Source organism: Dyella sp. GSA-30 (assembly GCF_027924605.1).
Lineage (GTDB): Bacteria > Pseudomonadota > Gammaproteobacteria > Xanthomonadales > Rhodanobacteraceae > GSA-30.
In genome coordinates this window covers 4860603-4873672 of sequence record NZ_AP027042.1, presented here as the reverse complement: position 1 = coordinate 4873672, position 13070 = coordinate 4860603, and the positions used below count along the sequence as shown (strand labels likewise).

At 63.8% G+C, this 13070-nt stretch carries 14 protein-coding genes; 4 read left to right on the top strand and 10 right to left on the bottom strand.

Annotated elements, in window-relative coordinates:
• Positions 1-24: 24 nt before the first annotated feature.
• The gene (locus QMG46_RS20900; RefSeq protein WP_281849826.1) at positions 25-1227 is read right to left on the bottom strand and encodes a sterol desaturase family protein; all 1203 of its coding nucleotides are present in this window, start codon (positions 1225-1227) and stop codon (positions 25-27) included.
• 133 nt (positions 1228-1360) lie between these two features.
• Between QMG46_RS20900 and tldD the strand changes: the two genes are divergently transcribed.
• Entirely contained in the window at positions 1361-2800 is a 1440-nt protein-coding gene (gene tldD, locus QMG46_RS20895) for a metalloprotease TldD (protein ID WP_281849825.1), read from the top strand.
• A 211-nt stretch (positions 2801-3011) separates the two neighbouring features.
• On the top strand, positions 3012-4433 hold the full coding sequence (locus tag QMG46_RS20890) for a YeiH family protein (RefSeq protein WP_281849824.1): 1422 nt from the start codon (positions 3012-3014) through the stop codon (positions 4431-4433).
• A 243-nt stretch (positions 4434-4676) separates the two neighbouring features.
• On the opposite strand, the gene yjgA is transcribed toward QMG46_RS20890, so the two are convergent.
• Both yjgA and QMG46_RS20880 read right to left on the bottom strand, forming a co-directional pair.
• Positions 4677-5240: a ribosome biogenesis factor YjgA gene (yjgA, locus tag QMG46_RS20885; RefSeq protein WP_281849823.1), complete on the bottom strand. Its 564-nt coding sequence runs from the start codon at positions 5238-5240 to the stop codon at positions 4677-4679.
• Positions 5237-5497, bottom strand: coding sequence for a DUF1653 domain-containing protein (locus QMG46_RS20880; protein WP_281849822.1), 261 nt, complete (start codon positions 5495-5497; stop codon positions 5237-5239). Before QMG46_RS20880 ends, yjgA begins: the two co-directional genes overlap by 4 nt.
• A 96-nt stretch (positions 5498-5593) precedes the next feature.
• Here QMG46_RS20880 and pmbA point away from each other — a divergent pair, with 96 nt between their 5' ends.
• Positions 5594-6961 carry a metalloprotease PmbA gene (pmbA, locus tag QMG46_RS20875; protein ID WP_281849821.1) on the top strand — a complete coding sequence of 456 codons (1368 nt, stop codon included), beginning with the start codon at positions 5594-5596 and terminating at the stop codon, positions 6959-6961.
• Positions 6962-7069: 108 nt separating this feature from the next.
• Entirely contained in the window at positions 7070-7510 is a 441-nt protein-coding gene (locus QMG46_RS20870) for a DUF4870 domain-containing protein (RefSeq protein WP_345781778.1), read from the top strand.
• Positions 7511-7554: 44 nt separating this feature from the next.
• Here QMG46_RS20870 and QMG46_RS20865 read toward each other — a convergent pair whose 3' ends face one another.
• The 7 genes from QMG46_RS20865 to QMG46_RS20835 all read right to left on the bottom strand — a co-directional run bounded on the left by QMG46_RS20865 (position 7555) and on the right by QMG46_RS20835 (position 12929).
• Entirely contained in the window at positions 7555-8214 is a 660-nt protein-coding gene (locus QMG46_RS20865) for a hypothetical protein (protein WP_281849820.1), read from the bottom strand.
• 75 nt (positions 8215-8289) lie between these two features.
• Entirely contained in the window at positions 8290-9177 is an 888-nt protein-coding gene (locus QMG46_RS20860; RefSeq protein ID WP_281849819.1) for a polyprenyl synthetase family protein, read from the bottom strand.
• Positions 9161-9418: an exodeoxyribonuclease VII small subunit gene (locus QMG46_RS20855; protein WP_281849818.1), complete on the bottom strand. Its 258-nt coding sequence runs from the start codon at positions 9416-9418 to the stop codon at positions 9161-9163. The genes QMG46_RS20860 and QMG46_RS20855 overlap by 17 nt, the downstream gene beginning before the upstream one ends.
• A gap of 59 nt (positions 9419-9477) precedes the next feature.
• Positions 9478-10776 carry a tRNA lysidine(34) synthetase TilS gene (gene tilS, locus QMG46_RS20850; RefSeq protein ID WP_281849817.1) on the bottom strand — a complete coding sequence of 433 codons (1299 nt, stop codon included), beginning with the start codon at positions 10774-10776 and terminating at the stop codon, positions 9478-9480.
• Positions 10773-11528 carry an NYN domain-containing protein gene (locus QMG46_RS20845; RefSeq protein WP_281849816.1) on the bottom strand — a complete coding sequence of 252 codons (756 nt, stop codon included), beginning with the start codon at positions 11526-11528 and terminating at the stop codon, positions 10773-10775. The genes tilS and QMG46_RS20845 overlap by 4 nt, the downstream gene beginning before the upstream one ends.
• A gap of 47 nt (positions 11529-11575) precedes the next feature.
• Positions 11576-11968, bottom strand: coding sequence for a VOC family protein (locus QMG46_RS20840; RefSeq protein WP_281849815.1), 393 nt, complete (start codon positions 11966-11968; stop codon positions 11576-11578).
• 4 nt (positions 11969-11972) lie between these two features.
• Positions 11973-12929 (bottom strand): acetyl-CoA carboxylase carboxyltransferase subunit alpha, encoded by a 957-nt coding sequence (locus tag QMG46_RS20835; RefSeq protein ID WP_281849814.1) that lies wholly within the window; start codon positions 12927-12929, stop codon positions 11973-11975.
• Between the last annotated feature and the right edge of the window lie 141 nt (positions 12930-13070).

Below are 13070 nucleotides of genomic sequence, written 5' to 3'. Positions count from 1 at the left end.
AATTGCCACGTAACCGCTACCAGCTCAAGCCTCAGGCTCCGCCGCCTTCGTGCTCCCGTTAAACGGAAACATCTGTTGCCGCACGAATCCGTCGGGCATGTAATCGCCGACCACGCCGTACTTCTCCGGAAACTTCTTCGTCGACTTCACCGCCGTGCCGAAGAAGTAATCCAGAAACGCGTAATGCGCTGCATAGTTCTTGTCGATCGCCTCGTCGTCCGACGCGTGATGCCAGTGGTGGAAATTCGGCGTCACGATCACATACTTCAGCGGTCCCCACGGCAGATGCACATTGGCGTGGTTGAACACCGCCTGGAAGCCGACCACGATGATGTACGCATTCATCACTGCTTCGCTGAAGCCAAGGATGTACAACGGCGCCAGCACGCATACGCGGGTAAAGACCAGCTCGAGCATGTGCTGGCGCGAGCCCGCCAGCCAGTCCATCGTCTTTACGCTGTGATGCACTGCGTGGAAGCGCCACAGAAATGGCACCTCGTGATACGCGCGATGTGTCCAGTACTGCGCCATGTCGGCGACCAGGACGCATAGCAGCAACTGCGGCACGAACTGAATATGTTGCACGTACTGCTGGAAGCTGCTGCTCTGCAGCCAGCCGAACAAATGGTGCAGCAGAAAGTTGACCACCAGCAGGATCAGGCCGACGATGAAATGATTGACTGCAAAGTGCTTCAGGTCGGTCTGCCATTCCTTGCGAAAGACCGCCTGGCCTTTGTAGAGCGGAAACAGCTTCTCGATCGCGACAAAGATCAGCGTCGAACCGAGCAGATCCAGGATGAACCAGTCCAGCCCGATATACGGCGTGTGATCGGGGAAATTCTCCACCGGCACGCGCGAGCCGCCCATCGCGGTGGCGACGATCACCATGGCGAAGGCGATCAGATTCAGATTGCGGCGACGGTTCAGGATCACATTGCCCAGCGATATACCGCCGGCGATCAACAGGCCGCCAAACAGCAGGTGGCGCAGCAGGTCGACGGAATACTTGTGGCGCAGTTCCGGTGTCGTCAGGTACTGCGGGTAATGAAACGCCAGCACGCCCAGCAGGCACAGAAAACCCAGCGACAGCGCAATGACCGTGCTGACCCCGGTCTGGCTGCCACGCAGGTGGCCATCCTTTTTCAACAGTTCCCGAGCTTCCCCGACCGGCGCCTTGGCCTGGTCCACCACGTGGTGCAGGAAATCTCGTTTCGACGAATCGCTCATTCGGTGTTCCTTCACGGTTTGTGCACGCATGGTAGCCGTTTCCTGCCCTGGCATACTGCACGGCCGGGCGGCTTTAAAGCCGGCCCCCGGTGCCCCATATTCCGTAAACCCTATACGAGCGACTGCAAGCCACATGGATTCTCCCATTGCCCAGGCCACAAGCCGACTGTTGACCCCGGGTGGCCTTGCCACCGGCGACCTCGAGCGCGTGTTCGCGCAGCTGATGGGGCCGTCGATCGACGCGGCGGACCTTTATTTCCAGCATTCGCGCAACGAGTCGTGGCTGCTGGAAGAGGGCATCGTCAAGGACGGCACACATTCGATCGAGCAGGGCGTTGGCGTGCGCGCCATCAGCGGTGAAAAGACCGGCTTTGCCTATTCGGACGAGATCGTGCTGCCGCAGCTCCTGGATGCCTCGCGCGCTGCGCGTGCCATCGCGCAGGATGGCAACGGCGCCGGCCGGCCGCTCGCGCTGCACGGCGCCAAGGCGCTGTATCCGGCGATCGACCCGATCGAGAGCCTGCCCAACCCGGACAAGATCGCCTTGCTGCGCGAAGTGGACGCCTATGCCCGCTCGCGCGACCCGCGCGTCAAGCAGGTTATCGTCAGCCTCGCCGCATCGATGGACACGATCCTGGTGGCCGGTTCGGATGGCACGCTGGCTGCCGATGTGCGCCCCCTGGTGCGTCTGAACGTGCAGGTGATCGCCGAACAGAACGGTCGCCGCGAACAGGGTCACTCCGGCGGCGGCGGGCGCTATGGCTATCGCGAGCTGATCGAGAACGGCCGCGCCATGGCCTTTGCCGATGAGGCGGTGCGCCAGGCCCTGGTCAATCTCGACGCGGTCGATGCCCCTGCCGGCTCGATGCCGGTCGTGCTCGGTCCCGGTTGGCCGGGCGTGCTGCTGCACGAGGCGATCGGCCATGGTCTGGAAGGCGACTTCAACCGCAAGGGCAGCTCGGCCTTCGCCGGGCGCATCGGCCAGCGCGTCGCCGCGCCGGGCGTCACCGTGGTCGACGATGGCACCCTGCAGGGTCGCCGTGGCTCGCTCAGCATCGACGACGAAGGTACGCCGACCGAGTGCACCACGCTGATCGAGGACGGCATCCTCAAGGGCTATATGCAGGACAAGCTCAACGCGCGACTGATGGGCATGGCGCCTACCGGCAACGGTCGCCGCGAGTCGTTCGCGCAGCTACCGATGCCGCGCATGACCAACACCTACATGTTGGCCGGCCAGCATGATCCGCAGGAAATCATCCGCTCGGTCAAGAAGGGTCTGTATGCGGTGAACTTCGGTGGTGGTCAGGTCGACATCACCAACGGTAAGTTCGTGTTCTCCGCCTCCGAGGCCTACCTGATCGAAGACGGCAAGATCACCCGCCCGGTCAAGGGCGCCACGCTGGTCGGCAGCGGTCCGGACGTGCTGACCCGCGTGTCGATGATCGGCAACGATCTGGCACTGGACGAAGGCGTGGGCGTGTGCGGCAAGGACGGCCAGAGCGTGCCGGTCGGCGTCGGCCAGCCGACCCTTCGCGTGGACAGCATGACGGTGGGCGGCACGGCGTCCTGAACGGACGTCCAGACGTCTACCTGAAGGCCTCGTCGAGCGATCGGCGGGGCCTTTTGCTGCCTGGGATATAAAGATAGAGCACAAAGTCATTTCGCTTTGCGCAGGGCTTGGCCGAGAGTCGGATGGAGTCGGCGTGTTATCGGCGGCCCGCGTGCCGCCCGTCAGGGGGACAGATGGTTACGCCGACGCTAATCCATGCAGAGGCGTCGACATGAGCGAAGTGACTTCAACCCTGCCTGAGGCGGTGCATTCCGTGCAGGCGGACAAGGCGCGCAGTCAGCGCGGCGGTTTGTTCTCCAACGAAGACTGGTGGTCGGTTTGGCTGGGCCTGGCGCTGATCATCGTGGCCTGGGCGTTGTTCGCGTCCGGCAGCAGCATCAAGTGGCTGGCGGCCGCACCGACCAAATGGACCGAGGTCGGCCAGGCGGCCAGCGATGTGGTCGCACACCTGCCGAACTATGTTGCGCTGTTTGCGCTGTTCGCCTTGTTGTTCGGTACGGGGCTGGCCGTGTTGGGGCAGCGGCTTGTGCATTTCCTGCCGTCGTTCCTGATTCTTTTTGTCACCGCGGTGGTGATCTTCGAAGTCGGCGCCTGGGCACAGGCCTCGCATTTCAATCTGGAGCCGCCGCTGGTGGCCCTCGTATTGGGCCTGGTGGTGTCCAATACGGTGCGTCTGCCCGAATGGTTTCTGGCTGGCTTGCGCGTGGAGTTCTACATCAAGGTCGGTATCGTGCTGCTCGGCGCGACCTTGCCGCTGACGCTGTTTGTCTGGGCCGGCCCAGTGGCGGTGGGGCAGGCGACGATCGTGTCGTTGGTGACGTTCTTCGCGATCTTTCTTACCGCCAAGGCGCTGGGGCTCGATAAGCGTTTCGCCGCAGTGCTTGGCGTCGGCGGTGCCGTGTGCGGCGTGTCGGCCGCGATTGCGATTGCCGGTGCGGTGCGGGCAAAGCGCGAACAGGCATCGGTGGCGATCACGCTGGTGATCCTCTGGGCCATCGTGATGATCTTCGTGTTGCCGTTCGCCTCGCGTTCGCTGGGATTATCGACGGGTGTGGCGGGTGCGTGGATCGGCACTTCGGAGTTCGCCGACGCTGCGGGTATTGCCGCCGCACAAGCCTATGGCGATGTCGCCAAGCATGCCGGCGGGGCGATTGCCGGCGCACCGGATGCTTCGGTGCAAGCGTTCACCCTCATGAAAGTCGTGGGCCGCGATATCTGGATCGGTATCTGGGCGTTTGCGCTGGCCTGGGTGGCGACGACGCGTTGGGACACCGCCGAGACCGGCGTCAAGGCGAAGGCGGATGTACGCGATATCTGGGCGCGCTTCCCGAAATTCGTGATCGGCTTCGTGATCGCCTCGGCTCTCGTCACCTGGATCGCCAGCCATTACTCGCTTGCCGAATACCGTAAGGTCGTCACGCCGGATCTGGTCGCGCCGATCACCGCATTGCGCACCTGGGCGTTTATCTTCTGCTTCCTCAGTATCGGCCTGACGACGCGGTTGCGTTCACTGAGCGCCACTGGTTGGAAACCGTTTGTCGCATTCACGGCAGGCGTCGCGATCAATATCGTGATCGGCTATGTGCTGTCCGCTCACGTATTTGCCGGGTACTGGAATGGCTTGGGGCAGTAACGAGGTTGGGGTCGTAACCGCGGCGCCAGTTCCCGTGCCGCGCTGCGCTGCTTGTCGATATCGTGAGGACGACAGGCGAGCGATCGAGCGCAGCGTGGCCGGGCTGGCGGTCATGAGTTCGGCATTTGGCGCGAGTATCGGCGAAAGCCGGCTGTGTCGACGCCATGATTGCCTGGTGTCGCCGGATGATTTTTGTGGGCAGTTCGATACGTTGTAGGAGCGACTGAAGTCGCTCCTACAAGATCAGGGAGCGACGTCGTTATCTGGTGCGTCGTCTTCGCCTTCCTGCGCCGCCAGATCCTTCAGCAACTGAAAGATTTCCCGGAACGCACGCGGCGGCTTGTTGCTATCACGCTCGGTGCGCGCCTGACGAATCAACGAACGCAGATGCTGGCGATCCACATTCGGATGCTGCGCGATCAACTCACCCAGCGCGGTATCGCCCTCATCGTTCAATAAACGCTCGCGCGCGGCTTCGAGGCGATGCATCGCGGCGGTTTCCTGCCGCTGTCGCTCCCGGTTTTCACCCAGCGCAGCGCGTGCATCGGCGAACGCTTCGTCATCATGGCGACGCATCACCTTGGCCAGAAACGCCAACTGGCGTTTGCGTGCGATGTGCGCGGTGATGCGGCGCGTGTTGTCGATCTCGCGCATCACGTCATCGGGCAGGTTGAGCCTGGCCAGCTTGCTGGGCGGCAGCTCCATCAGCTGATTGGCGAGCGCAAGCACGGCCAGCGCATCGCGACGCTGCTGCGTGCGGCTCGGGCCGTAATCGTGATCGGGGTCTTCAGTGTAATTGCGGTTCACGGTGTTTCCTGGACATCGTCATGTGCCGTTGCGGCCGGGGCCGCTTCGGCACGTTCGAAAGCAAAGCGCGGCAGGCTGCGGCCATCGACTTCCACCTGCTCGATGAACATAGCTGCTGGGCGCACCCACAATCCGAACTCGCCGTAGAGCGCCTGGTAAACCACCAGCTCCTCTTGGGTTTCGCTATGTCTGGCCACGCCCAGCACGCGATAGTGCTGGCCTTTGTAGTGGCGGTAGATCCCTGGATGGAGTGCCATCGAATGTGCTCTTTGCTTTGAAGCCGGCTGCCCCCATATCTGACAACCGGCGCTTAAGTTGCCTATTCTAGCCGTTTACGCTCAAGGAACCCGCACGTGACCCAGCTTGCCCATCCGCAGGACCGCAGCCCCCAGGAACTGGACCGTCTGGCCGAACTGGCCGAGGACGTGATCCGGCGGGCGCGGGCGGCCGGTGCCAGCCAGGCGGAGGTCGCCGCGAATATTGACGTGGGCCTGAGCGTGAATGTGCGCCTGGGCGAGGTGGAGACGGTCGAGCATACCCGCGACCGGGGTTTTGGCCTCACCGTGTATTTCGGCCAGCGCAAAGGCTCGGCCAGCACCGCCGACCTGAACCCGGATTCGATTCAGGCCACACTTGACCAGGCCTGCGCGATCGCGCGCTACACCGAGGAAGATCCGGCCGCCGGGCTGGCGGACGCTTCCCGCATGGCGCATGCCTTCCCCGAGCTGGATCTGTGGCATCCCTGGGACGTGGATACGCCCGAGGCGATTGCCTTAGGCATCGAGATCGAAGCAGCCGGCCGCGCGCATGCCGGCATCACCAACTCTGACGGTGCCAGCGTGCAGATGGGCCAGAGCCTGTCTGTCTACGCCAATTCACACGGTTTTGTCGGACGCGAGCGTGGCACGCGCCATTCCCTCTCGGTGGCCCTGATCGCAGGGACCGACGACGGCATGCAACGCGACTACTGGTACGACACTCAGCGTTCGGCCAAGCATTTCGCCAGCGCGCAATCGTTGGGCGACATGGCCGCCGAGCGCACGCTCGCTCGGCTCAACGCGCAACGTTTGTCGACGCGTCAATGCCCGGTGCTGTTTGCGCCGGAAGTGGCGCGTGGCCTGATCGGTCATTTGATCGCGGCGATCAGTGGCGGCTCGCTGTATCGCCGGGCCAGCTTCCTGCTCGATCACGCCGGCAAACAGGTGATGCCGTCCTGGATGACGATCGTCGAGCGGCCCCATTTGCGCGGCGGCCACGGCTCGGCGGCCTTCGACGCCGAGGGCGTGACCACCGTCGATAGCAGCCTGATCGAGAACGGCGTGCTGCAGCGCTATGTGCTGGGCAGCTATTCGGCGCGCAAGCTGGGCCTGAGTTCGACCGGCAATGCTGGCGGCATTCACAACCTGATCGTGCAGCCGGGTCATGCCGGCGGTGCGGGCGACGATTTTGCCGGGATGCTCAAGCGTCTGGGCACCGGCCTGCTGGTCACCGAAGTGATGGGGCAGGGCGTGTCGACCGTTACCGGCGATTATTCGCGTGGCGCGTCCGGTTTCTGGGTCGAAAACGGCCAGATCGTCTATCCGGTCGAGGAAATCACCATCGCGGCCAACCTGCGCGATATGTATGCCAACATCGTTGCGGTCGGTAACGACGTGGACCCGCGTTCACACTTGCTTACCGGTTCGATCCTGCTGGAGCGGATGACGATCGCCGGCGAGTAGGCCAGTGAACGGGCGGCGAGGTGCCGGAAGAGCTATTAAAAACCTGCGAGTCGCTTGCTAGCATCTGCCCTACACCGGCAAGCATGGCTGAGAAGCCAGGAGATTGGCATGAGCGTCCCACCCGAGTCCGCCGTACCGCCGCCGTCGCAAGGTCCCATCGTCGAGGACGCGGCTGTCCCCAGCAGCGAGGAAAGGCAGTGGGCCTTGTTCGCCCATCTGTCGGCATTGGCAGGCTGCATTCTTACCGGCCCGTGGTTTGGCTGGGGCTGCTTTATCGGCCCGCTGATCATCTGGCTGATCAAGAAAGACACGATGCCCTTCGTCAACGATCAGGCCAAGGAAGCACTGAACTTCAATATCACCGTGGCGATCATCTGCGTGGTGTTGTTGATCCTGACCGTGATCACCTTCGGCATCGGCATCTTTATCGCCGGACCGGTCGGTTTCATCGTCGGCATTGCGTGGCTGGTACTGACGATCGTTGCCGCGGTAAAGGCTAACGAAGGCGTGCGGTATCGGTATCCGTTTACGCTGAGGTTTATCAAGTAACACGAAAAAGGGGACCTGAGGGTCCCCTTTTTTTTACGGGAACATCAACCCAGCCCGACGTAGCTGCGCTTGAAATACACCGGCTGCTGCAGGCCGAACGGCTTCCATTGTTCCGACACGGTCAGGCGATGCTTGTCCGCCGACAGTTCCCAGGTCTGTTGCAAGGTCGAGCCGTCGGAGAACTGAAACTGCATGATCAGCTTGCCGGCCTCGTTGTGGCTGCGCACGATGGCGGCCCCATTGAGCGATTGTTGACTCTGGCCGTCCAGACGTCCGTTCAGGGTATCGCCGCTGTTCAGTCGCACCTGCACGCTTTTGCTGTCCTGTTGGATCAGCAGCACCGAATCGGTTTTCAATGTCGGCGGCAACGGGTACTCGCGCGGCTTGGCCGGCTCGTCGTCGGCCTTCTTGTCGTCCTTGTCCTTTTTATGGCCACCGCCACCACGGCGGCCATGCAGGCCAGCGTGCTCGGTCGGCGAAGGCGTGGCGGCCGGCGCCTGCTGATCGCTGGCGTTCTGTTCGCTCTGGCTTTCATCCTGCAACAGCTTGGTGACGGCGGCCTCGTTGTCGCTATTGGTGTCGTCCAGGCGCCAGGCACCGCTGAAATCGGGCAGTGCGGCAGCGGTGTCGGCGTGCAGTGTGGCCAGAGGCCCCACGCCGGCCAGGAGTGCGGCGAGGGTAAAGGCGAGATAACGCTGTTTCATCGGGGAACCCTGTTATGCGTCTGAACCGGGAACGCTCGACGTGCCGGTCGGGACGACCGGGAGGGGCGCGTTCCGCTAATGATGGCGGGCGGCGGCGTAGCGGGCCAGCTCATCGAGCAGGACAGCGCGTTCGCCAAACGGCTTAATGGCGGCGAGAGCGGCATGAATCAACTCGTCCAGCCGATGACGCGATGCATCGAGCCCGATGATCGATGGGAAGGTGGGTTTGTCAGCCGCGGCATCCTTGCCGGCGGTCTTGCCGATCACCGCCGATTCGCCTTCCACGTCGAGAATGTCGTCGCGCACCTGGAAAGCCAGGCCGACCGCATGGGCATAGCGATCCAGCGCGTCGAGTGTGTCCTCGTCGGCGCCGGCAGCCAGCGCACCCAGCCGTACCGAGGCGCGGATCAGCGCGCCGGTCTTGCAGGCATGCATGTGCTCCAGTTCGTGCAGTTCGAGCTTGCGCCCCACCGCAGCCAGATCCAGCGCCTGGCCGCCGGCCATGCCTTCGGCACCGCAGGCGCGGCCAAGTACGCGCAGCATCTCGATGCCGTTGGTGGCGTGAATGTCGTGTGCGAGCAACTCGAACGCCAGCGCCTGCAAGGCATCGCCGGCGAGGATCGCCATCGCTTCGCCGAACACGATATGGCAGGTCGGGCGGCCCCGTCGCATGGCATCGTCGTCCATGGCCGGCAGGTCGTCGTGCACCAGCGAATAGGCGTGGATCAGCTCGACCGCGCAGGCTGGCGCATCCAGTACCACGCCGTGTTCGCCCAGCGCGGCGCCCGCCGCGTAGACCAGCAGGGGGCGCAGTCGCTTGCCGCCGCCGAGCACGGCGTAGCGCATCGCGCGATGGAGCGATTCAGGCGGTAGGTGTTCGGCGGGCAGCGCCTGCGCCAGGGCCTCGTCGGCTCGGCGGATCAGTGCTTGCAGGGCCGGGCCAAGCTTAGAGTTCGGGTTCAAACGGTTCGGCGTGATCGGGGGCTTCGGGGTCCAGCAGCAACCGCACGCGTAGTTCGGCCTTTTCCAGGGCCTGCTGGCAATGGCGATACAAGCCGATGCCGCGCTCGAACGAGGAGAGCGATTCGTCCAGGCTCATCTCGCCGCCTTCCATCCGCGCGACCAGTTGTTCGAGCTCGTCCAGCGAGTGCTCGAAATCGGCAGGCGTGTTGGTTTCGGGGGCGGCGGGAGCGGGCTTGGCCATGGGCCGCAAAACTAGCGCACAGGCGCGCCGGAATCAATCGAAAAAGCGTGGTGCGGGCCTTAAACGGGCTGCCAGCAAGGTTTGCTGCCGATGGCTTCGAAGAAGGTGTTGCCCTGTGCATCGAACCAACGATCGGCCACGGCAAGCAAGGTCTCGCCGTCGTAGATCAACGGGCAGGCGGTCCGCTGCCAGGGCGGCAGATTGGCTTGCTGGAACAGATCGCGCAGCTCGCGCGTATGCGCGTCGCCGACCGGGCGCAGGCGCTCGCCACCGCGGCGCAGGCGCACCGTAAGGGGGCGCGACAGCGCCACGGGCGAAGAGAGCGTCAGCCGGCCGCCATCGGGCAGGATGAGCGGTTCGCCATACCAGGGCGACTCCCATTGGGGGTCGAAAGAGGGGGGCGGCTGGCGTGCCCAAAGTCGTCCTTTCCAGACGTGCAACTCGGTGCCGCTCCAGTGGATGCAGGGTACCCGGCCTTCGCGCGCATGAATCTGCCGCTCGATCTGCACGCGCTGTGCCGTCGTGGGCGCGATGCAGCCGCGTTCGTGCAGCCAGTGATCGAGCAAGGGTTCGCGCAATGCAGGAGCAAGCCGGCTCCATCCATCGGCATCGAGGCTTTGCGTCGACGGATCGAGCAGCGTGCTCAGCGCGGTTTGCCATTGCGTAGCCAGCGCATCGGCCGCGGCCCGGCTGAGGCGAGCGCTGTGCATGATGGCGTCGCCGGCATGCGGCCAATGCGCGGCAAGCACCGGCAGCACCTCGTGGCGCAGGCGGTTGCGTGAATAACGACGGTCATCGTTGGAGGGGTCGGTGATGAAACCAAGCCCATGTGCGACAGCGTAGTCGAGCAGGGTCTTGCGCGGCAGGTCCAGCAGCGGACGCCACAAGATGCCGCGACCGAGTTCGCGCTGCGCACGCATGCCGCCCAGTCCTTCCGGCCCGGCTCCGCGCAGCAGCTTGAGCAATACGGTTTCGATCTGATCGTCGCGGTGATGGCCAAGCAGCAGGCGCTCGCCCTCGCGCAGCGCCTCGGCGAGGACGGCATAACGCGCCTTGCGCGCGGCGGCCTCGATGCCGTCGCCCGATGCACGCTCGACGTGCACCTTCACGATGCGCAGCTCGACCTGCCATGCATTGCAAATGGCTTCGCACTGCATCGCCCAGTGCGCGCTTTGGGGATGCAATGCGTGGTCGACATGCAGTGCGCGCAAGCCGCGCTTGCGCGCTTCGGGCAATTGCGCCAACGCGTGCAGCAGCGCGGTCGAATCGGGGCCGCCGCTGAATGCGACGCAGAGTTCGCCTTCAGGATGCGCTGCCAGCGCCGCGCGCAATGTGGCGGATAGATCGGTCGGGCTCACGCGTCGGGCTTGGCGGCTTTGGTCTTGTTGCGCACGTAGATGACTTTCGGACGGCCGTCGCCCGGGCTGCGGCGATCCATCTCGAACAACGTAGTCGCCGTGATGAGTTCGCTGAGCTTGCCGTAGCCATAGCTGCGCGAGTCGAAGTTCGGGCGTTGCTTGGTAATGATCGAGCCGACGCCGCCCAGGCCTGCCCAGCCGTCATCGTCCGATGCCGCATCGACCGCGTTGCGTAGCAGGTTGACCAGGTTGCCGTCGCGTTTGAGCTCCGCCGCCGTGCGCGGCTTCAGCGGCTGCTCTTCGTCGGGCTTGGCAATCAGGATTTCGGTGTAGATGAACTTGTCGCAGGCGGCGACGAACGGATCGGGTGTCTTGCGCTCGCCGAAGCCATAGACGATCAAGCCGGATTCGCGGATGCGCGCGGCCAGCCGGGTGAAGTCGCTGTCGCTGGAGACGATGCAGAAACCGTCGAAACGGCCCGAGTAGAGCAAGTCCATCGCATCGATGATCATCGCCGAATCGGTCGCGTTCTTGCCGCTGGTGTAACCGAATTGCTGGATCGGCTGGATCGATTGCGTCAACAACTGCTCTTTCCAGCCCTTGAGATGATTGCTGGTCCAGTCGCCATACGCACGCTTTACGTGCGCGGTGCCGTACTTGGCCACCTCGGCCAGCAAGCCGTCGGCAATCGCCGGCTGCGCGTTATCCGCGTCGATCAGTACGGCGAGCTTGGTGGCGTGTTCGTTGGCCATGATCGTTCATCCGATGACATTGGCGACGATGGTAGCGCGACTTGTGATCAGCCTTTGTACAAGTCGATGGGGAAATTCAGTTCGACGACGATGTCGGCCGGGTCGCGCACGAACAGCTGCATCTGGTTCAGCGAAGCGACTGTGTCGAGCCGGTAGGGAATGCCCGCGTGATCGAGACGGTGGCAGGTTCCGGCAAGGTCGCTGCAGCTGAAGGCGATGTGATCGATCCACCCGGTGGTGTGGGGTCCCTCATCACCCGAATAGACACTCAGGTGCAGCACATCGGTATCGCCCGCATAGAGCCAATAACCCTTGGACCGGAAAGCGGGGCGAGGGCCGTCCCGCAGACCGACGATGTCGATATAAAACTCGCGTACGCGTTCGATCAGCGCTGCAGGTGCATGCAGATTGATATGAGCGAGGCCGCGGACCCCGGTCACCGTCTTACTCGGTGTACGCGCCGTAACTGCGCAGGCGCTTGTAGCGTTGCTCGAGCAGGTCCTTCACCGGCATGGCTTCCAGCTCGTCGAGCTGGTTCATCAGCACGGCCTTCAGGCGTACCGCCATCGACTGCGGGTTGCGATGGGCGCCGCCGAGCGGTTCGCGTACGACCTTGTCGACCAGGCCGAGTTCGAGCAGGCGCGGGGCGGTCAGGCCCAGCGCTTCGGCGGCATCCTTGGCCTTATCGGCGCTCTTCCACAGGATGGACGCGCAGCCTTCGGGCGAGATGACTGAATAGGTCGAGTACTGCAGCATGACCGTACGGTCGCCCACGCCGATCGCCAGCGCGCCGCCCGAGCCGCCTTCGCCGATGACGGTGCAGATGATCGGCACCTTCAGCTCGGACATTTCCAGCAGATTGCGTGCGATTGCCTCGCTCTGGCCGCGCTCTTCCGCGCCCACGCCGGGGTAGGCGCCGGGGGTGTCGATCAGGGTCAGCAGGGGCAGGCCGAAACGTTCGGCCATCTTCATCAGGCGCAGCGCCTTGCGATAGCCCTCGGGACGCGGCATGCCGAAATTGCGGCGCACCTTACCCTTGGTATCGCGGGCTTTCTGATGGCCGATGATCATCACCGGACGGCCGTTGATGCGACCCAGGCCGCCGACGATCGCCGCGTCGTCCGCATAGGCGCGGTCGCCGGCCAGTTCGTGGAATTCCTCGCAGATCACGCCGATGTAGTCGAGCGTGTAGGGACGGCCCGGGTGACGCGACAGCTGGGTGATCTGCCAGGGCGTCAGGTTGCGGAAGATATCGGCGGTCTTGGTCTTGAGCTTTTCGCGCAGCCGGCCGACCTCTTCCTCGATGTTGAACGCCTGTCCGTGGCTGGCGTGACGAAGCTCTTCGATCTTCGCGTCCAGCTCGGCTATGGGTTGTTCGAAATCAAGGAAGTTAGGGTTCATTCGCAGGTGTTTGTGGCACAGAAGCGGCGCAGTATAGCTGGGTGGGGGCGGTTCGCGGGAACGGGACCGTACGGTGGCCCGGGAGGGCAGAAGTGAGTGAAGAGGAGTGAGGAGTGAGAGAAAGCAGGCTCTCGCTCTGCT

Excerpts from the sequence above, each read along its gene's own strand:
- QMG46_RS20900 (WP_281849826.1), bottom strand. The coding sequence starts at position 1,227 with ATGAGCGATTCGTCGAAACGAGATTTCCTGCACCACGTGGTGGACCAG.
- tldD (WP_281849825.1), top strand. The coding sequence starts at position 1,361 with ATGGATTCTCCCATTGCCCAGGCCACAAGCCGACTGTTGACCCCGGGT.
- QMG46_RS20890 (WP_281849824.1), top strand. The coding sequence starts at position 3,012 with ATGAGCGAAGTGACTTCAACCCTGCCTGAGGCGGTGCATTCCGTGCAG.
- QMG46_RS20880 (WP_281849822.1), bottom strand. The coding sequence starts at position 5,497 with ATGGCACTCCATCCAGGGATCTACCGCCACTACAAAGGCCAGCACTAT.
- QMG46_RS20870 (WP_345781778.1), top strand. The coding sequence starts at position 7,070 with ATGAGCGTCCCACCCGAGTCCGCCGTACCGCCGCCGTCGCAAGGTCCC.
- QMG46_RS20865 (WP_281849820.1), bottom strand. The coding sequence starts at position 8,214 with ATGAAACAGCGTTATCTCGCCTTTACCCTCGCCGCACTCCTGGCCGGC.
- QMG46_RS20855 (WP_281849818.1), bottom strand. The coding sequence starts at position 9,418 with ATGGCCAAGCCCGCTCCCGCCGCCCCCGAAACCAACACGCCTGCCGAT.
- QMG46_RS20845 (WP_281849816.1), bottom strand. The coding sequence starts at position 11,528 with ATGGCCAACGAACACGCCACCAAGCTCGCCGTACTGATCGACGCGGAT.
- QMG46_RS20835 (WP_281849814.1), bottom strand. The coding sequence starts at position 12,929 with ATGAACCCTAACTTCCTTGATTTCGAACAACCCATAGCCGAGCTGGAC.